Origin of the sequence: Ruegeria conchae (genome assembly GCF_000192475.1) — a bacterium.
In the GTDB taxonomy this organism is placed as follows: domain Bacteria; phylum Pseudomonadota; class Alphaproteobacteria; order Rhodobacterales; family Rhodobacteraceae; genus Ruegeria; species Ruegeria conchae.
The window spans coordinates 237,790-256,399 of sequence record NZ_AEYW01000012.1; the positions used below are offsets into that span (position 1 = coordinate 237,790).

General features: G+C 55.5%; 15 protein-coding genes. 5 read left to right on the forward strand and 10 right to left on the reverse strand.

The genetic code is table 11. The features are described from left to right. Window positions 1-11: 11 nt before the first annotated feature. Genes G7G_RS0111540 through G7G_RS0111550 form a run of 3 tightly spaced genes read left to right on the forward strand, consistent with a single transcriptional unit; the run spans window position 12 to window position 2,590 of the window. A complete protein-coding gene (locus tag G7G_RS0111540) occupies window positions 12-590 on the forward strand; it encodes a carboxymuconolactone decarboxylase family protein (protein WP_010441576.1) in 579 nt (192 codons plus the stop codon). An 11-nt stretch (window positions 591-601) separates the two neighbouring features. Next, a complete protein-coding gene (locus G7G_RS0111545) occupies window positions 602-1,189 on the forward strand; it encodes a helix-turn-helix domain-containing protein (protein WP_010441577.1) in 588 nt (195 codons plus the stop codon). A 12-nt stretch (window positions 1,190-1,201) separates the two neighbouring features. After that, the gene (locus tag G7G_RS0111550) at window positions 1,202-2,590 is read left to right on the forward strand and encodes an MATE family efflux transporter (RefSeq protein ID WP_010441579.1); all 1,389 of its coding nucleotides are present in this window, start codon (window positions 1,202-1,204) and stop codon (window positions 2,588-2,590) included. Here the strand turns inward: G7G_RS0111550 and G7G_RS0111555 are convergent. From G7G_RS0111555 to G7G_RS0111570, 4 genes are read right to left on the reverse strand one after another with little or no spacing between them, the layout of a single operon-like run. Then, complete coding sequence (locus G7G_RS0111555; protein WP_010441581.1) at window positions 2,571-3,809, reverse strand: NAD(P)/FAD-dependent oxidoreductase; 1,239 nt, start codon at window positions 3,807-3,809, stop codon at window positions 2,571-2,573. The two genes, G7G_RS0111550 and G7G_RS0111555, sit on opposite strands and share 20 nt — an antisense overlap. Before the next feature lie 11 nt (window positions 3,810-3,820). Next, window positions 3,821-4,834: an Ldh family oxidoreductase gene (locus tag G7G_RS0111560; protein ID WP_029621950.1), complete on the reverse strand. Its 1,014-nt coding sequence runs from the start codon at window positions 4,832-4,834 to the stop codon at window positions 3,821-3,823. 60 nt (window positions 4,835-4,894) lie between these two features. Next, complete coding sequence (locus G7G_RS0111565) at window positions 4,895-6,415, reverse strand: trimethylamine methyltransferase family protein (protein WP_010441583.1); 1,521 nt, start codon at window positions 6,413-6,415, stop codon at window positions 4,895-4,897. Window positions 6,416-6,430: 15 nt separating this feature from the next. Further along, a complete protein-coding gene (locus G7G_RS0111570; protein WP_010441584.1) occupies window positions 6,431-8,884 on the reverse strand; it encodes a GcvT family protein in 2,454 nt (817 codons plus the stop codon). Between the two features lie 189 nt (window positions 8,885-9,073). Between G7G_RS0111570 and G7G_RS0111575 the strand changes: the two genes are divergently transcribed. Further along, window positions 9,074-9,955 (forward strand): LysR substrate-binding domain-containing protein, encoded by an 882-nt coding sequence (locus G7G_RS0111575; RefSeq protein WP_010441585.1) that lies wholly within the window; start codon window positions 9,074-9,076, stop codon window positions 9,953-9,955. Window positions 9,956-10,311: 356 nt separating this feature from the next. Beyond that, window positions 10,312-11,634 carry a UDP-glucose dehydrogenase family protein gene (locus G7G_RS0111580; RefSeq protein WP_010441586.1) on the forward strand — a complete coding sequence of 441 codons (1,323 nt, stop codon included), beginning with the start codon at window positions 10,312-10,314 and terminating at the stop codon, window positions 11,632-11,634. Between the two features lie 612 nt (window positions 11,635-12,246). On the opposite strand, the gene G7G_RS0111585 is transcribed toward G7G_RS0111580, so the two are convergent. The 6 genes from G7G_RS0111585 to G7G_RS0111610 form a co-directional block, all read right to left on the reverse strand. Further along, window positions 12,247-13,179: a hypothetical protein gene (locus tag G7G_RS0111585; protein ID WP_010441587.1), complete on the reverse strand. Its 933-nt coding sequence runs from the start codon at window positions 13,177-13,179 to the stop codon at window positions 12,247-12,249. Between the two features lie 6 nt (window positions 13,180-13,185). After that, on the reverse strand, window positions 13,186-14,499 hold the full coding sequence (locus G7G_RS0111590; protein ID WP_010441588.1) for a TRAP transporter large permease: 1,314 nt from the start codon (window positions 14,497-14,499) through the stop codon (window positions 13,186-13,188). A gap of 4 nt (window positions 14,500-14,503) precedes the next feature. Then, on the reverse strand, window positions 14,504-15,037 hold the full coding sequence (locus G7G_RS0111595; RefSeq protein WP_010441590.1) for a TRAP transporter small permease: 534 nt from the start codon (window positions 15,035-15,037) through the stop codon (window positions 14,504-14,506). Between the two features lie 70 nt (window positions 15,038-15,107). Further along, window positions 15,108-16,082 (reverse strand): TRAP transporter substrate-binding protein, encoded by a 975-nt coding sequence (locus tag G7G_RS0111600; protein WP_010441591.1) that lies wholly within the window; start codon window positions 16,080-16,082, stop codon window positions 15,108-15,110. Between the two features lie 52 nt (window positions 16,083-16,134). After that, the gene (locus G7G_RS0111605) at window positions 16,135-17,385 is read right to left on the reverse strand and encodes an NAD(P)/FAD-dependent oxidoreductase (protein WP_010441592.1); all 1,251 of its coding nucleotides are present in this window, start codon (window positions 17,383-17,385) and stop codon (window positions 16,135-16,137) included. Then, window positions 17,382-18,515: an enolase C-terminal domain-like protein gene (locus tag G7G_RS0111610; protein ID WP_010441593.1), complete on the reverse strand. Its 1,134-nt coding sequence runs from the start codon at window positions 18,513-18,515 to the stop codon at window positions 17,382-17,384. Before G7G_RS0111610 ends, G7G_RS0111605 begins: the two co-directional genes overlap by 4 nt. Window positions 18,516-18,610 lie beyond the last annotated feature (95 nt).

Here is an 18,610-nt window from a genome sequence, read left to right on the forward strand (position 1 = left end):
AGGACGAATGAATGTCTGCCTGGATTCGGATGATATCTGACGAAGATGCCGACGAACATTTGAAGAATACCCTTGATTTAGCGCGTACACCGCATGGGACAGTGGACAACGTGATGCGTGTCCATTCGCTACGTCCCAACACCATGAAAGGGCACGTCATTTTGTATCGCGCCTGCCTTCATGATGACGCCAATTCAGTGCCTATGTGGTTTCAGGAGGTCATAAGCTCCTACGTTTCCACGCTGAACACGTGCCCTTACTCCTATGCCAACCACTGGGCAAACGCCCGTCATCTGATCGGTGACGACGCACGCGCCGACTCAATTGAGGCTGCGCTTACGGCGCATCGCCCTCAGGATGCGTTCGAGGGCGCACATCTGGAAGCGTTGAGCTATGCTGAGAAGCTGACGCTGTCGCCGGGCACCATGGAAGAATCGGATGTAGACGCCTTGAAAAATGCTGGCTGGGAAGACGGTGAGATCCTCGAAATCAATCAAATCGTGGGATATTTCAATTATGCCAATCGGTTACTGAATGGTCTGGGTGTCACAACAAAGGGAGACGTCGTAGGCTATTACGGCGAAGATTGACGGGACGTTTCATGCAAGTTGACACGCCGGGAAGACAGATTGACCGTGCCATTGGCGCCTCTCTGAGGGAGCTGCGTCAAAGCAGGAAGCAATCCGCCCGCCGGCTTGCCGAACAATCGGGTATTTCGGCTGCGATGGTCAGCCGTATCGAAAATGGGCTGGTTTCACCTTCGATTGACACTCTTGCGGCATTGGCGGAAGCACTAGAAGTCCCCATCGTTTCACTGTTTCGCGAAGCAAGAACTGATCACACCGACTATACCCTCGTGCGCCATGGCGAAGGGTTGAAGTCCACTCGCTTGGCCGGTGGACATTCGCATGAATATGTCAACCTCGCATTGCATTCTCGGAAAGACCTGCGATTCCAGGCCCGTCGCGTAACGCTGTTGCGGGATGAGGGACAACCGCCGACCTATGTCGGGCACGGCGTTGTGTTTGTTCAGGTCCTCGAAGGACAGGCAGTCTATCGCTATGGCGAAGCAAGATTCACGCTTTCAGCCGGGGATAGTATTAGTGTTGATGCGGAATTGAACCACGGCTTTGAAGAGGTTCTGACACCCGAGTTCGTCTTCCTCACCGTTCAAGCCGAGCGCCCTTAGGGGCTTACTGAGGTGGCTGCCCCAACCGATATTGATCTGACACGCGGGCCGATCTCAGCCCATTTTCGAACCTTAGCCATCCCAGCGGCAATTGGGATGCTGTTCAACACGCTCTACAACGTCGTAGATATGTTCTTTGCCGGGCTCCTCTCGACCAGTGCGCAAGCAGGCCTGGCATTGGGTTTTCAGGCATTCTTCATCGCAATCTCAGTCGGGGTTGGATTGGGCGCAGCAATGAGCGCGCTCGTCGGTAATGCCTTGGGTGCCGGTGATAATCGCGCGGCACGGCGGTTTGCAGCTCAAGGGATGATCTACGGTTTCATCGCAGCCGGAGTTTTGGCATTGGCAGGGCTCTGGTACGGCCCGGCACTTATTCAATTGGTTTCGGAACCGGGACCATATCGCGAAGCGGGATTACGCTATTTCTACTGGCTATTACTGGCCCTGCCCGGGTTCCTTTTGGCCTTTGGATGCAACGGAATTCTTCAAGCACATGGGGACGCGGTTTCGATGCAACGCGCTCTTATCGTTGCGTTTTTTGCCAATATTGGCCTCAATCCGTTGTTGATCTTTGGTATCCCGGGCTTGATCCCCGGCATCGGGTTCGATGGCCTCGCCATTTCTACGGTAATCAGCCAAACCGGTGTGATGGTGTTCATGATCCGCCAGGTGCTCAGACGCCGAAGAATGAGGCGCATGCGGGCAAGAAATTTCATTCCGCGCCTGCAAAAGTTCAAGGAAATCTCAGTTCAAGTCCTTCCAACGGCCACATCGTTCATCGTGATGCTCCTATCAGGTTTTGTCGTGCAGTTCGCGTTGAAAATCTTCGGCGAGCACGCGATTGCGGGCTTCGGTGTCGCTATTAGGTTGGAGCAGATTCTGCTATTGCCTGTGCTCGGGGTCACTGGTGCGCTGCTTCCCATCGCATCTCAGAATTTCGGGGCACGGGACTATGAAAGGGTGCGCGAAGCCCTGTTTTATTGCTGGAAAGTCGGGCTGGTCATGACCGCTATTGCGGCCCCTATCCTGTGGATATTTGGCCGGTCTCTGCTGGGTCTCTTTACCGATGATCCCGAAGTTATTCGCGTGGGGCTCAGCTATCTACGTGTCGATAGTCTGATCCTTCCATTCTATATGATGCTGTTTTCAATCAACTCGCTGCTGCAGGCGCTAAAACGGCCAATCTGGACAGTATGGATCAGCCTCTATCGTCAGGGATTTGGCGTCGCTTTTTTTGTCTGGATTTTTATCGGCGTTCTCGGCTTCAACGAAATCGGTGTCTGGTATGGAACCGCCTGTGCCGTGATCACTGGATGGATGATCGGGCTTTTGGTGGCATCTTACGTCGCCCATAAGGAATTGGGCGGGCTCTGGCTTAGTTTTAGAACCGATCCGGGCTGAAGGCCTGTATATCGATGCTCGGTACCCTGCCAGCGATTACATCTGCAACAAGTCGCGCCGTCGTCGCTCCCAATGTCAGACCCAGTTGCCCGTGGCCCGTAGCAAAAGTGACATTGGTCAGACGCCTGCTGCGGCCAATGATCGGGCGTGTATCAGGCGTAAAAGGGCGACGACCCATGCGGCGCTCAAATTTCTCAGTCCGCAACCCCGGCAATACACGGTGCGCACGTTTGACCAGTACATCGGCCCGGTTCCAATCGGGCTGCGCATTCAAGTCCGCAAACTCTGCGGTGCCTGCCACGGCCAGCGCATCCTCATAAGGGGTGATGCCAAACCCGCCCTTTGCGTAAAACACCGTGTGGCGCAGATCGATTCCACTGTCGTGCAAAGCAGTTGAGTATCCGATAACACCCTCCATGCGCAGTGGAATATTCAACTTCTTAGCCAAAACGCGCGAATGCGTGCCTGCGGCAACTACAAACTCATCCGCGCTAAGCGTGCGCCCGTCGCCGGTATGCACGTTTTGGATATGTTGACCATCACGAGTAAAGTCGACCGCTGCATTCGAGACAATCTCCCCGCCCCGTTGGGTGAAGCTCTGCATCAGAATTTCGACCAACAGTTTTGGATCCGTCACAAAGCTCCAATCCCGTAACAGCGCTGCATATTTGAAATCGGGCGCAATAGCGGGGTCCATCTCATGCGCTTCATGGCCTGATACCTGGTCGATGGTGCACCCGAACTCACGCGCGAGATCAAAGGCTGCGCGCATGGTCGCAAGGTCATTGTCATCATCAAACAGCTTGATCACTGGTCGCTCAACCAAAAGTTCTGGGTGACCAACATCTGCGAGCTGCGCTTTGAAATCATCAGTGGCAGCAAAGGTGAGTTGTGCCAGATCGGCGGTAATCGCCCGCATCTTCGAACGCCGCGCATTGGCTGTGAACCGCGCAAACCAAGGAATCAGCTTCAATGCCGAGGCTGGCCGCAAAGAAAGCGGGGCCTCGGAATCCAGCAACCAACCCGGCACTTTCATCAGCATCCCCGGCTGCGACAAAGGCACGATCTCGCCAACCGCGATACAGCCGCAGGAGGCCCAGCTTGCCCCCTCACCCACCGGTCCGGGTTCAACGACCGTGACAGAGTGCCCCTGCGACTGCAGTGTTAAAGCACAGGAAATTCCGACAACACCGCCACCGATTACAACGACCCGAGACATTCGTGCGGCCTCTACTGAAGTTCGCGCAGTTGTGCCATCAATTCAGCAGTGACACTAACTCCATCCGCTTCGGCAGCAGCGCGATTCTTCAACCTTCCATCTCCGGGGACGCGTGCATCGCCATTACCTTCAATCTCGCCGCAAATGCGCTGGACATATTCTCCAAACGCTTCGTTGCCAAACCGCGCCGGATCAATTGCGATCAGCGTGTTGCCGCCTTTGATATTTAACGCCCCGTGCGCTTCGCGCTTGGCGTTGTCGACGGACAAGGTTCCGCCAGCCAGTGCTGCACCGAGGACCTCGATCAGGAATGCAATCGCTGCTCCCTTGTGTTCACCAAATGGCAACAAACTGCGGGTTTCCAGTATGGCGTTGGGGTCACGTGTCGGCTGTCCCTCTGGATCAAGCCCTGCAGGACGTGGTAAATCATGCCCTTCCGCAGCTGCCATGCGAATATCCATAAGTGCCACCATGGACGATGCCTGATCCCAGACGACCGGCTCACCCCCAGGTCGAGGGCAGGCAAAAGACATCGGATTGGTGCCAAAAACCGGGCGAACGCCCCCTTGTGGCACCACCATGGAAAGCGAGTTCACGACACCTAGCGCGACCAGTCCAGCCTCAGCTAACGAACCGGTATCGAACCGTAACGCCCCCAGATGGTGGCAATTGGCACAACTGAATGCCGCAACCCCGTTCTCGCGCGCCATCTCAATAAGCTCGTTCCGCGCTTTGGCGGCCACGATCTGGTAATAACCATTGTCGCCATCCCCCCGCAAAACACCCGGAGCGATACGTTCAACACTCGGGTTGGCGGCGGGGTTGGCGTAGCCCGAAGCAAAGCTCTGCGCATAAACAGGTAACATTCGTAGGCCATGGCTTCGTGGCCCGTCTCGTTCGCTCATTCGAACAAGATCGGCCAATACTGCGCTACCGTGCTCATCCACTCCCGCAGCCACAAAGACAGACCTGGCCAAGCCCCTTACCTCGTCGAGTGAGAGCGTTGTCGTCGAGTCATCGGTCATGTGCATGATCCTGTCCTTGGGTTATGAACCGGGCACGTTAGCGCCCGCTTTCCAGATTAATCAAGCGCTGTATTCCAACCGCTTTTTGGCGACGAACTCATCCAACGCACCGCGCTGATCATCCGGCATTGGCGGCCGCACATAGGTGTTTAGCATACGCTGCGCCTCTTCCGTACCAACGACTTCGGCGGTTTTCGAGCCCTCAGCTTCCCACTGTTCAAAACTGTCATTGTTTTGCAAGTGGTTCATGTGCATGGGGTTCTCACGCGTGTGGTCGGTGCCTAGGAAATGTCCGCCGGGTCCGATGTTTTCGATGTCGCCCAGCAAAGCGTCCAGATTCTCCTCTTGCAGGCCACTGAAGAAACGGTGGAAGTTCTCTAACTGCAATGCGTCCTGCACCCATTTCGAATAGCTGACCCCAAGCGCGCCCTCAAGAAAGCCCGCCGAGTGGACGATGTAGTTCGCACCGCCCAGCAGCACCGGCCACATGGTATTTGCGGTGTCGAACGCCGCCTGCATATCCGGGGATTTCGATCCGGTCCACATCGTGCAGGTTCGCCACGGCACACCGTAGAACCGCGCCATCTGACCCACCAAAAGGTTCATCAAGCCGGGCTCCGGGGACCCCATCATCGGTGCGCCTGTCTTCATCGAAACGCCCATGATCGCGACGCCCAATACCATCGGTGCTCCGCGCCGAATGATCTGGCTGTAAGCCATTCCCGCCAGCGATTCGGCGATCAGCAGCGCGACACCTCCCTGCGGGCTGGCAGGTGTGCTTGCCCCGGCAAGGACAAAGGGCGACAGCAGGCAGGGCTGGTTGGCAGCGGCATAGACGCGCAAGCTTTGCAACATGGTCTCATCCCAGACGAGCGGTGTGTTGCAGTTCAGTAGGGCCGCCATTACCACATTGTTGTCGACAAATTCCTCACCAAACACGATGCGAGTCATCTCAACCGAATCCAGTGCCGCCTGTTCCGACAGCACCGAACCTTTGATCGGTTTGTCCGTCAAGGTCAGTGCGGCATGAACCAACTCTAGATGGCGTTGCGGGACGGGCACATCCTGCGGCTCAACCGGCAAAATACCCGGCACCATCATCGACTGGCTCATTTGGCTGAGCTTGAAGAAATTATGTGCATCCTCAAGCATCGAAGGGCGGCGCACGCCATCCAGACCGTAGACAAACGGCGCACCATAAGCGTTGGCAAAGACCGAATGCTGATTGCCCACCCGAAGCGAGCGTTCCGGGTTGCGCGCGGCATAGCCCCACTCTGGGGGAACGGCCGAGATCAGGTCCATCAGCATCTCGCGCCCGATACGCACCCGTTCACCCTGCACATCCGCACCGTATTTCTTCCAGTCGGCTAAGGCGACGGGGTCACGGAATTCAATGCCTGTTGCCTCAAGGATCGTCATTGCGGCGTTGTGAATCTTCTCAACGCCTTCGGGGCCAAGCAGATCAATTGGTCCCACCTTGCGGTTGAGCGTCGACAGGTAGACGGGGGGCGGGTTGGTGCGAGCCTTGACCCGCGCGGCACGTCCGCCGCCACGGCCCGAGCGTGCTTTGACTTCTGCCATCTCAATTCCTCCGGATCAGGCGCGGGCGCGGGTGCTGGTGGGATCAACGGCGCAGGTATCGATCACTTCGGCCTCGCGCATTTCATTGTGGATAAGCACCTGCATTTTGGTGCCGGGTGCCGTCATGTCCTGTGGCACCAGTGCCATCGCAATGTCGTGGTTGCAGTAAAACGAGAACCCGCCCGAGGTGACCCGCCCGATCAACTTACCATCGGCATAGACGCCTTCGTCGAACATCACCGAGGTATCGCAGAACGGCAGCTTCAGTGTGACCAGCGTGTTGTATCCACCATCGGCCTGTTGCTTCTGCAGCGCGGCTTTGCCGATGAAGTCACGTTCGGCCACCTGCCCGCCGATCTTTTCTGTCATCGCCACGAAACGGCCCAGATCGGCCTCATAGGGTGTCAGGTCCTTGCAAATCTCGCGATTGATGGCGCGATAGGATTTCTCAAGTCGCATCGATTCCAGCGCCTCAAGACCGAAGGGTTTCACGCCGGTCTTCAGCAGCAGATCAACGAGGTGGCGATTGTACCCAACCGGGTGATGCAGTTCCCATCCAAGCTCTCCGGTATACGAGACACGCAGCAGGTGCACACCTTTGGCATAGCCCACCTCACCCATCTGCGCCGAGAGCCACGGGAAGGCTTCATTTGACAGATCATTGTCCGTCAGCGGCTGTAAGATTTCGCGTGCCTTGGGCCCGGCTAGCGCGATCACGCCCAGCTGCTCTGAGATGTCCTCGATCACGACAGACCCGTCGCGCGGCAGCGCGCGCTGTAGTTGGTCCCAGTTATAGGCCCGCCAGTTCGGTGTTGAGATCAGGTAGAAATCGTCGTCGGCATAGCGCACGATGGTGTATTCCGCATCCATGCCGCCCTTGTCGTTCAGCATCAGCGACAGGGTCATGCGGCCCACTTTTGGCAGTTTGTTGGCCATGATGCTGTCTAACCACTGTGCGGCCCCCTGTCCGCGAACGGTGAATTTGGTCATCGGAGACATTTCGATGAAACCAGCTTCTTCACGTGTAGTTCGCACCTCTTTCTGAACCCGCTCCATATGATTGGTGCGACGGAAGCTGTGTTCGGGGATCGCTTCTTCGGGTGATTTGGCGAACCATCGCGGGAATTCGTAGCCATTGAAGCTGGTCCAGACTGCTCCTTGTGCGGTCAGCAGATCATATGACCCGACGGTCTTCATAGGACGCGCATCGGGGAAGTCCTCGCCCGGCACATGCGCATCCATATGGGTGCCCCATGTCTCGCGCACCTTATCCATGGTCCAGCGCTTGGAGGCATAATCCGAGAACCTGCGCGGATCGAGTTCCGACATATCCATGCCCGGATCGCCATCGACGATCCACTTGGCCAGACGGTTGCCAACCGTCCCGCCCCACAGAATGCCACCGGGCATGCCTTCGGCCAGCCAGAGGTTTTCATGTCCCGGCGCTGGACCGGCCAAAGGCAGCTCGTCCGGTGTCATCTGAAATGGACCGCGGGTGTTGGCTTTGATCCCAACCTCACCCAGTGTGGGCACCCTTTCAATCGCGCGTTCCCACTGAGTTTCCACGGCGTCGAAATCCTCGGGCAGTAGATCAGCGCCAAATTCCGGTGGCACGCGGTCTTCGGCAAATAGCTTGAGGTCTTTGGTGAATTCATAGGGCCCGAACTGGATGCCGCCCACATCTTCGCGCAGATAAGCGCCGTAATCTTCATCCCGCAGGATCGGGAATTCTGGCAGGCCCTCCGCCCGGCGCTCTTTCAGCAGCGGTACGGTCTCGGTGGTCCAATACTGGTGAACGATCGGAATACAGGGCAGATCCAACCCCACGCGGCGTGCGTTTTCGCGGGCATAGTTGCCAGTCGCGAAGATCAGATGCTCACATGTGATCTCACCCTGGTTGGTGGTCACTTTCCAATGGCCGTTATCCAGCTTTTCATAGGCCTGAGCCTCGGTGTTCTGGTAAACCTTGGCACCAGCATCGCGTGCCAGCTTGGCCAGAGCCATGGTGATATCGGCCGGATTCACGTACCCGTCTTCGGTGTGCAGGATACCACCCCGAATGTCCGGGCTCTGGTTTAGCAACGGATGGACTTCGGTAATCTCTTCAGGGGTCAGTAGCTTGCAAGGTACGCCAGCCGCCTCGGCAATCGAGATATAAGACTGGAACTCGTCCCAGCGCTTTTCAGTGTTGGCGACCCGCAGTTGACCAACCTTCCGCAACCCGACCGAGCTGCCCATCTTTTCTTCAACCTCAGTATAGATGCGGATGGTTTCCATCGTCATCTTCGACACATTGTGCGACCGCACGAAGGTCACCAACAGACCCGCTGCATGCCAAGTCGAGCCGGAGGTTAGTGTTGTACGTTCCAGCATGACCGCATCTGTGCAGCCATGTTCTGTCAGCCCGTAAAGGATCGACGCCCCTACGCAACCTCCTCCGACAACCACGACTTTTGCATGTGACTGCATTCCGCAACTCCTTCAAACTGTGCACGACCAACAAGGGATCGCATTGCAAACCGGTTGGGGAGCATTTTCATCGGGAACCGTTGGCCGACAATTGCAAAAAGATTCACTCTGAGTTAGATGAAATAAGTCTATAGCCAGACGATCTCCTTTAATTTATCAGGCAATCGATCCATCACAGGTCAAAACATCTTGCCCAACCGTCCCTACGATCTACCACCTCTTAGTTCGCTGATCAGCTTCGAAGCAGCCGCGCGGCATGTCAGCTTCAAGACCGCGGCTGAAGAACTCAACGTCACCCCGGCCGCGATCAGCCATCAGGTCAAAGCGCTAGAGAATGAACTGCAATGCGGGTTGTTTGTGCGCCATCATCGCGGTGTTGAACTGACTGAAAGTGGGGCATACCTACTTGTCTCACTGCAACGCAGCCTAGAAGGGATCAGCGAGGCCCTTGGGCAATTGCGGCGCCAGTACGACAAAAAAGGCGTGACGATCCGCTCGACAACAGCGGTAAGCTCACTCTGGCTCACACCACGCCTTGCCCAATTCTGGAAACAACACGGACATGTTTCCGTTACGCAGGTTGTGACAGATCTCGGCGTCGACTCGTCGAAGTGTGATCTGAGCATCCATTACGGAGATTCCAGCCGTGAAACGGGTATTTTCAAGACGCTGTTTCATGACAACATCATGGCCTTATGCAGCCCCCGGTTTGCAGAACAAAACCCGATTGAACGGGTCGACGAAATCGCTGGGCTTCCACTCATTCATCTTGATGCCCCGGATACCGGATGGACTGACTGGCGCGCGTGGACCCAAAAACTGGGGTATGATGGCCCTTTGAACTCCGCCCATCGCGTCAACAATTACACGATTGCGCTTCAGGCCGCTCAAGACGATATGGGGGCAGTTTTAGGATGGGAGGGCTTGACCTCGGAGCTAGTCGCATCCGGCAAACTCGTTAAGTTGTTGCCGCAGACCATTTCATCACAACTGGATTTTTACGTTAAACTGCACAACACCTCATCCGACCGCGCAAAGCTCGTATTCAAATGGCTGGGTGAGGCGATTTAAGAACACCTCGATCCGAGCGACGCCTTTATGCCCTGATTGTTTTGAGCGATCACGTATCGTTGTCGGTCACCCTAACCTTATGTTGGCAGCAGCAAAAACCCTATTGTCACTTATCGGTCATTCTTCACCGGACAAACAACCAATGCTCTTATTCAATGGTTTGAACACCACCGTCAGAGTAAACAAACTCACTTGAACATCCCCCCCTAAAGGGCATATTCCGTCGCGAAGAGTTGCATCCCGGTGGAATGTTCCGGACACCAATATCGGTACTGCGCCCATACGCTGAGCAATGGTTAAGTGTGTGGTTCCAATCGGAAGCGCACCGCTGGCGGGAAAAAGAAGGAATTTGATTAATGCGTATTGCTATGATTGGTACCGGATATGTCGGCCTGGTGTCCGGAGTTTGCTTTTCAGATTTCGGGCACGACGTTGTTTGCGTTGACAAATCTGAGCGCAAGATCGAAATGCTTCAGGCCGGCGAGGTGCCGATTTATGAACCGGGCCTCGATGTACTTATGGCCAAGAATGTGTCTGCAGGCCGTCTGACATTCACCACTGACTTAGCGTCAGCGGTCGATGGAGCAGACGCTGTGTTCATCGCAGTCGGAACGCCAACTCGACGCGGCGATGGCCATGCTGACCTGACTTATGTGATGGCTGCAGCCGAAGAGATCGCGCAAGCTATAACTGAATATACGGTCGTAGTCACCAAATCGACTGTCCCGGTTGGTACCAATCGCAAGGTTCATGCAGTCGTATCAGCTGCCAATCCCAAGGCGAGTTTCGATGTAGCTTCGAACCCAGAATTCTTGCGCGAAGGTGCAGCAATTGATGATTTTATGCGCCCTGACCGTGTTGTTGTAGGCGTCGAAAGCGAACGCGCTGCAGAGGTTATGGCGGAAATATATCGCCCACTCTATCTGCGGGATTTCCCGATCCTAACCACCGATCTGGAAAGTGCCGAGATGATCAAATACGCCGCAAACGCATTTCTGGCGACAAAAATCACCTTCATCAACGAAATTGCGGGGCTGTGTGAACGTGCCGGTGGCGATGTTAAGGAGGTCGCACGTGGCATCGGTCTTGATGGACGGATTGGCAACAAATTCCTGCACGCCGGGCCCGGCTATGGTGGCTCTTGTTTCCCGAAAGATACCGCTGCACTTGCACGGATCGGGCAGGATCACGCGCATCCAATGCAGATCACCGAAACCGTCATCCGCGTCAATGACGAGGTCAAGAAGCGGATGATCGAAAAGATCCGGGAAGCCTGCGACGACAACTTCAACGGCAAAACGGTTGCGGTGCTGGGTGTGACCTTCAAACCCAACACTGACGACATGCGCGATGCACCGTCTCTGACGATCGTTCCGGCCCTAATTGGTGGCGGTGCCCGTGTGCGCGTGGTTGATCCGCAAGGTCGTGCCGAAGGCGAGGCGCTGCTGCCGGGTGTCGAATGGTTGGATGATCCTTATGCCGCGGCCGCAGAAGCTGATGTTGTTGTTTTGCTGACAGAGTGGAACGAATTCCGTGCCTTGAATCTGAATGACCTGGCAGAAACTATGAAATCGGCCCGAATGGTTGATCTGCGCAACATCTACTCTTCCGCGTTGGTGTTAGGCTCAGGGTTTGAGACCTATGTCGGCGTCGGAGTTGGCGATCACACACAGATGTGACCAGCCACGAGATGTAATTTTATACCTAACAATGAAAATTGCCCGGCATTTAGCCGGGCAATTTTTTATTACACCCTAGCGACGGCGTCGTTTATTCGCCAAGCCGATGAAGATCGACACGCAAGTCAGCGCCAGAACAATCGCAAACGGAAAGCCCGTTGCAATGGCCGCCTGAGGTCACAGAGCCATTCCCCAGAGAGCCAGCCTACGAAATCAGAGCGATGAGCATCGGCACAAAAGAGGATATTATGAAATCCACCTGGCTCAATTGGAGGCCATTCAAGTTTGTTGAAAGCTGGGTTATTCAGGGCCAATCCACCAGGTCGGTGTCAGCAGCGCAGCCATCTATCTAAATGGGCTGTCAAAAAAATCACGAGTGCTTCGGTTGGTCCAACGATCAAGCTAGCAATAACACCCCAATAATCGGCTCCCAAATTGTCCAACTTAAATTTCCGATTTGCTTCTACACTCCAAGTATCGCGCGCATCAGGCATGCGTTGAAATCTGGTCGCTATATGGTCAACATTTCTTAGTTGGAATTAGACATTCGTTTCTTTGATTGTTGAATAAGCATTCTGACGAGTTTGCTAACCGCATCCGTAACTTAGAAAGTCAAGCCACTGAATCTGCCTGCCGATACAACCGACCCATGATCAGCGGCGTAAGATACATTGGGATCTGATAGGCGCCGATAAATACCATGATAGGCAAAGTCAGTTCGGGGGGTAGCGCGACGAAGAAGATAGCAATGTTCCGGTTTCCAGCTATCAAGGAAACCGCTGTTGCCTTTGCCGGAGGGAGACTAGTGCGCGTCAATCGGAACGAGACCACCTGAGCGCCAAAATTAATAACACAAGCAAACACAATCCAAAATGTCGCCACACCTGGGTTAACTATGGCCACCGCACTCAATGATGGCATCAGGCCGACCACAAATACGGCAAGCGTGATCGTTGCCGCGCCTTCCATATTCAGAAGCGTGGCGTCTGACGGCGCGCGAAGAACCGTCCTCCGCAACACAACGGCAAAGAGGATAGCGACCACGATCGTAAGAAACAATCGAAGGGTGGTCATCAGCACAGCTTGCATATCACCCAATTCAGGCATCAGCCAAAAAATTGGTAAGGCGGTAATTGGCAGCACAGCAGTCCCCGCAACGACCAGCCGCATCGCGTATTCCGCGGGATATCCCATCATCAGGCACATATTGGGACTGCCCGAAATAGATGGAGCCGCTGCCATGATTAGCAACGACAGAAAGACCGGAGTATCAGTCCAGCCACCAACAATACCTACCCCAGCCACCAACAGCGGCGTGGCCAGCTGAAAGGCAACGATTGTTACGGCAACATGCTTCAGATCAACCAGCGAACCCAAAATGGCACCTGGTTTCATCCGCAGCAGCGTTAGAAAAAGCAACACCATGACCAAGGGTGGCAGGAACGGCCGCATTGGTTCGGCCAGCCCCGGCAACAAAAGACCTGCGATAAGCCCCGACACCAAGACATATGGTCCGTGACGTGCCGCGAGGTGAAGCGGGTTCAAGGCGTTCTACCCGCCCGGACTTTGGCGCAAGTTTTCAGGCAACCAGGTGGCCAGTTCAGGGAACCAGATCAGAACAAAAACCATGAGCACCATGATCAGGAACATTGGGATTGCAGCACGCGCGATATAGCTCATCTCGTGGTTGGTCATCCCTTGCATCACGAACAGGTTGAACCCGATGGGCGGTGTGATCTGCGCCATCTCGACGACGACGACGATGAAAATCCCGAACCAGATGAGATCAATTCCGGCGTCACGGATCATCGGTTCGACAACGGCCATGGTCAGCACGACCGAAGAAATCCCATCGAGAAAACAACCCAAAATGACATAGAAAACCAGCAGGACCATCAACAGTTCGAACCGTGTCAACTCCCACCCCGCGATCAGGTCAGCCAGCCCCCGCGGCAGGCCGGTAAAGCCCATCGACAGTGACAGGAACGCAGCGCCTGCAAGGATCAGGGCGATCATTGCGCTGGTGCGGGTCGCGCCCATCAGGCTTTCAGTGAAGGTCTTCCAATTCAGCGACCCCTGCCCCGCGGCCAACAACAGACCTCCGATCACGCCAAATGCGGCCGCCTCGGTCGCGGTGGCATATCCCAGATACATGGACCCGATTACCACCATAATCAGCAAGATCACCGGTAATAGGAAACGAGAGTTCTTGACCTTTTCGGAAAACGTCAACTTGCCCTCGTCGTTGGGGTTCCAGTCTTTGCCAACTTTGGAATAGATGGCTACGTAGCCCATGAACATCGCAGCCAGCACAAGGCCAGGCAGAATACCCGCAAAGAACAGCTTGGTAATCGATTCATTGATCGTCACCCCATAGACGATCAACGTCAGCGACGGTGGGATCATTAGCCCAAGCGTTGCCGCTCCGGTTAGTGTGCCGATGACCATGCGTTCGGGGTAGTTGCGCTTTCGCAGTTCCGGGATCGACATCTTGCCAACCGTAGTCAGCGTGGCCGCGGAAGACCCCGAGACCGCAGCAAACACTGTACAGCCTACGATATTCGTGTGGACCAAGCCTCCGGGCAAAGGTGCCATCCACGGTGAGAGCCCTTTGAACATGTCTTCGGATAATCGCGTGCGGTAGAGGATTTCGCCCATCCAGATGAACATCGGCAAGGCGGTCAGCGTCCAGGATGACGACGCTGACCAGATAGTCGTGATCATCACATCGCCCACAGGGCGTGTTGTGAATAGTTCCATCCCGACCCATGCGACGCCCATAAGGGCCAGACCGACCCAGACACCGGTGCCCAGCAAGGTGAAGAGGACAAAGAGGAAGAGGATAATGACGGATATATTCTCCATGCTCTTACTCTCCGTGGCTCTGATCGGCCAGATCACGGGTGATGCCGTGATCACCTTTGAACAGGACGTGGAACAAGTGATCGGTGAGCGCGATGGCGAGAATGACGGCTCCGATCAGCATGGTTGATTGAGGTATCCAAAGGGCGGTTTTGTCCTGCCCCTGGCTTATGTCGTTGAACTTCCAACTCCAGTACACAAATCGATAGGCGTACCAGCAGAAGTACCACATGATGGCAGAGCCGATGGCAAAGCACCAGATTTCGAGAATTCTGCGAAAGCCATCGGGAACCGCATTCAAGAGGATGGACACCCGAATATGGCTGCCCCGGTTCAGCGCGTTGGCGAAGGCCAGAAAAGACGCAGCGGCCATCGCGTATCCTGCATAATCCGGTGCGCCGGGAAAGACTTCGCCGGTCCAACGGGCCAGCATTTGCACCACAATGAGCACCAGAATGGCAATCAGACTGAGCGCCGCCAGAACCCCTGCTGCCAGATAGATGAAATCCAGTACGGACCTGAGCCCTCGCATTGCCGTCATGCTGTCCCCGCTGTGTTTTTTGTGGATTGGGAGCAGGCGGCAGGTAGGGCCGCCGCCCGCATTGGAATGGTTACTGAGAGTTGAACGCGTCGACGATGGCTTTGCCTTCGTCACCAGCGGCCTCAAGCCACTCGTTCGTCATGGTGACGCCGATTTCTTTCAGCTCATTCGTCATTTGCTCGGACGCAGGACCAACGGTCATACCGCCATCGCGCAGACCCTGAAGCGTAAAGCCGGTATATTCCTTGGCGCGCCAGTTACCTGCATACTCGGCCAGTTCTGCACAACCTTTGATGACGTTCTTGTTCGCATCCGAAACACCGGCCCAGACATCCGAGTTGACCATCACGTAGTTGCGCGGCAACCAGGCATCCACTTCATAGAAGTAGTTCAGGCTTTCCCAGACCTTGCGGTCATAGCCAGTCGACCCAGACGACACCATGGAATCCGCCACCCCGGTTGCAAAGGCCTGGCTGATCTCAGCCGCCTCGATGGTAACCGGCAGCATCCCGGTCAACTCGGCCAGCCGCGAAGTGGCATTGTTGTAGGACCGGAACTTGATCCCTTCCATATCCGCAACCGAGTTCACTTCGTTCTTGAAGTACAGACCTTGCGGTGGCCATGGCACGGCATAAAGCAGGGTCAGGTTCTGCTCGGCCAGCAGCTTTTCAATCGAAGGTTTAGCAGCGTCCCAAAGCTTGGCGCTGTCATCAAATGACGTTGCCAGGAACGGGATCGAGTCAAACCCGAACAGAGCGTTTTCGTTCTGGTGACCAGAGAGCAGACGCTCACCAATTGGGGCTTGCCCGGTCTGGATCGCACGCTTGATGTCGGCACCTTTGAACAGCGAGCCAGAAGGGTGCGTGACAATCTCAATCTCTCCACCCGTGCCGGTGGTCACGCATTTGGCAAATTCCGCGCCCGTGGCTGAATGAAAATTCGATGCCGAATAGGCCATCGGCATATCCCATTTCTCGGCCATTGCCGGTGCGGCTGCGGCAGCTGTCAGAGCGGTTGCCGCCAGAAGGCTTGTCAGTTTTTTCATCATGTTTCTCCCTGTTAAGTTTTGAGACGCCGGCGTTTTTCGCCAGTCATTTCTATGTTGCGAAACGCGAGGGTGCGTAGACGCCCATGTCTGTGTTCGGGGTTCTGCCCGCAATCATCTGGGCCAGAAGTCGCCCCGTTTTCGGCCCGCCTGTCAGGCCTATGTGATGATGCCCAAAGCCCATATACGCACCGCTGATCCCCGGAGCCTCACCAATAATTGGGATCGAGTCAGTTGGTGCAGGGCGGTGCCCCATCCATTCCACTTCCTCCTTCCATTTCAAACCCGGGAAAGCCATCCGGGCATTCTTGCGCATCAATTCAAACGGCGCGCGCGAGGGTGGCGCATCAAGCCCGCCAAACTCCACAATGCCAGCCAAACGAATGCGGCCATCCATCGGTGTGGCAACAAATTTGCCAGAAACCACCATGACCGGACTGCGCGGCATGGCAGAAGGCTCCACCAATTCAAGATGATAGCCGCGTTCGCTCTCAAGGGGAACAGAAATGCCCAGACGCTTGGCTAAAGGTCCTGACCAAACGCCTGCGGTTACGATCGCAGTGTCGCACGGGATGGTTTCCCCACCCGTACGAACGCCGGTTACCTTTCCATTTTCCTGAACCACATCATCAACCGCGGCCCGAAGGATCGTCCCTCCATTTGCTTCCACATACGCCGCCAGATCTTTGACATAGCGACCCGGGTCAGTGATATGGCCGTGGTCCGAGAGCTTCGCAGCAAAACCGATGTCTTCACTATAGACCGGGTCATAGGCGTGGAAGGCTGGCCCTTCCAACTCGTCCCATATGAAACCGTTCCGACGACGAATGTCCCACCCAAATGCGTCTTCCTTGTAATGCGGCCGGTCTTTGTAGAGGAACAGGTAGTCTGAGGGCACAATCCACTTTTCAGCGCCTGTGCCCTCGGCCAGCGCTTTGTGGTCGTTCAAGCTATCGCCAACAATTGGTGTCAGAGCTGCAGCGATACGTTCCACATCTGATGCATTCGCATGACTCAGATAGCGGGTCATCCAAGGGACAAGCTTTGGTAGGTACCCCCATTTCAAAAACAATGGCTGCGACGGGCTGAGCAGCATTTTGGGCGCTTTTCTGAGAAGCCCCGGAACAGTCACTGGCACAATCGAGCAGGACGCCAGCACGCCCCCATTGCCGTGGGAGGTCCCCTCCCCCGGTCCCGCCTTGTCGATCAGGATTACCTTATGCCCTTCCCTCTGCAGCCATACCGCAGCAGACACGCCGACGATCCCGGCACCGATGATCGCTATGGTCTTCTTCTCGCTCACGCCGCCACCGCCTTTGCCACTGCATAATGGTCAAGTTTGGCTATGTCTGGCCTATTGCCGAGACCAGGAGCGTCAGGGACGACCACCTCGCCGCCGCTGACTTGGAAAGGGCTTTCCAGAATGTCTTCTTTCAGGAAATAGGAAGCTTGGTAGAACTCACAGCCCAACGTGATCTCGGGGGTTGCCGCAATCATGTGCGTTCCTGCCAGATGTGCCAGTCCAGCCTCGAACATATCGCCGCCATAGGCTGTTAGACCATGTGCTGCAGCAACACGGGCCACAGACTGCCCCCGGGCCAGACCACCGGATTTCATGATTTTCACAGATACCCCATCACAAATACCCTCGCGCGCGGCGCGCTCCATATCTTCAGGGCCAAAGACACTCTCATCGGCCAGCAGCGGTACGTCGATCATCTGTCGTAGCTTGCCCATCATACCGAAATGGTGGGCTCGAACGGGTTGCTCAATGAAATCAGGAGCGAATTGCGCAACATCACGTACCTGAGCGGGAGCGTCCTCAATACTGAGCCCCTGATTATAGTCCACGCGAACCGAAAACTCCGGATGGTTCTGGGCGAGATACTCTAGTCGCATGATATCAAAGGCGTGATCCTTGAACCCGGTTTTGAGCTTCACAAGGCGAACACCATCCGCCTGCAACCGAGCCAAGAGGTCAATATCCTGCACAAAATCTGGATTCGCGATAGAGCAACTGAGCGGGATGGTCTCACGACACCGCCCACCCAGAAGGGACCAAACCGGAATTCCGCTGATCCTGCCTGCAAGATCAAGCAACGCAGTCTCCAATGCGGCCTTCGCTTCGGTGCAATGTGCGACCGCATAAGCCGCCCGCGCCATGATCGCTGACCGATTAGTGACCACCTCTCCGACCACGAGTGGGCGCAGATAACGATCCAGGGCTGCGTAGGTGGCTTCGGGTGTGCCTGTGAAAACGGACCAAGGGGAAGCTTCACCAAACCCTTCGTTACCGTCTTCGGACTTGAGACGCAGAACAACGACTTCGCAGACGCCTTCTACGGACCCAATACCGTGATCTCGGCGCGAGGTAACTGGCAACTCAAGGTGCCAAAGATCATAGCCTATGATTTTCTGTGACAGATTGCCCATTGCGCCCCCAGCCTATGGCGAGAGCCTGCCTTGACCGAGCTATCATTTCAAATACTATATTATCTAGAGATCATCAGAAAAAATGATACTGTAAA

What these genes read in the sequence shown, in the direction of transcription:
- G7G_RS0111540 (WP_010441576.1), top strand. Translation starts at nt 12, where the DNA reads ATGTCTGCCTGGATTCGGATGATATCTGACGAAGATGCCGACGAACAT.
- G7G_RS0111545 (WP_010441577.1), top strand. Translation starts at nt 602, where the DNA reads ATGCAAGTTGACACGCCGGGAAGACAGATTGACCGTGCCATTGGCGCC.
- G7G_RS0111555 (WP_010441581.1), bottom strand. Translation starts at nt 3,809, where the DNA reads ATGTCTCGGGTCGTTGTAATCGGTGGCGGTGTTGTCGGAATTTCCTGT.
- G7G_RS0111560 (WP_029621950.1), bottom strand. Translation starts at nt 4,834, where the DNA reads ATGACCGATGACTCGACGACAACGCTCTCACTCGACGAGGTAAGGGGC.
- G7G_RS0111565 (WP_010441583.1), bottom strand. Translation starts at nt 6,415, where the DNA reads ATGGCAGAAGTCAAAGCACGCTCGGGCCGTGGCGGCGGACGTGCCGCG.
- G7G_RS0111570 (WP_010441584.1), bottom strand. Translation starts at nt 8,884, where the DNA reads ATGCAGTCACATGCAAAAGTCGTGGTTGTCGGAGGAGGTTGCGTAGGG.
- G7G_RS0111580 (WP_010441586.1), top strand. Translation starts at nt 10,312, where the DNA reads ATGCGTATTGCTATGATTGGTACCGGATATGTCGGCCTGGTGTCCGGA.
- G7G_RS0111590 (WP_010441588.1), bottom strand. Translation starts at nt 14,499, where the DNA reads ATGGAGAATATATCCGTCATTATCCTCTTCCTCTTTGTCCTCTTCACC.
- G7G_RS0111595 (WP_010441590.1), bottom strand. Translation starts at nt 15,037, where the DNA reads ATGACGGCAATGCGAGGGCTCAGGTCCGTACTGGATTTCATCTATCTG.
- G7G_RS0111600 (WP_010441591.1), bottom strand. Translation starts at nt 16,082, where the DNA reads ATGAAAAAACTGACAAGCCTTCTGGCGGCAACCGCTCTGACAGCTGCC.
- G7G_RS0111610 (WP_010441593.1), bottom strand. Translation starts at nt 18,515, where the DNA reads ATGGGCAATCTGTCACAGAAAATCATAGGCTATGATCTTTGGCACCTT.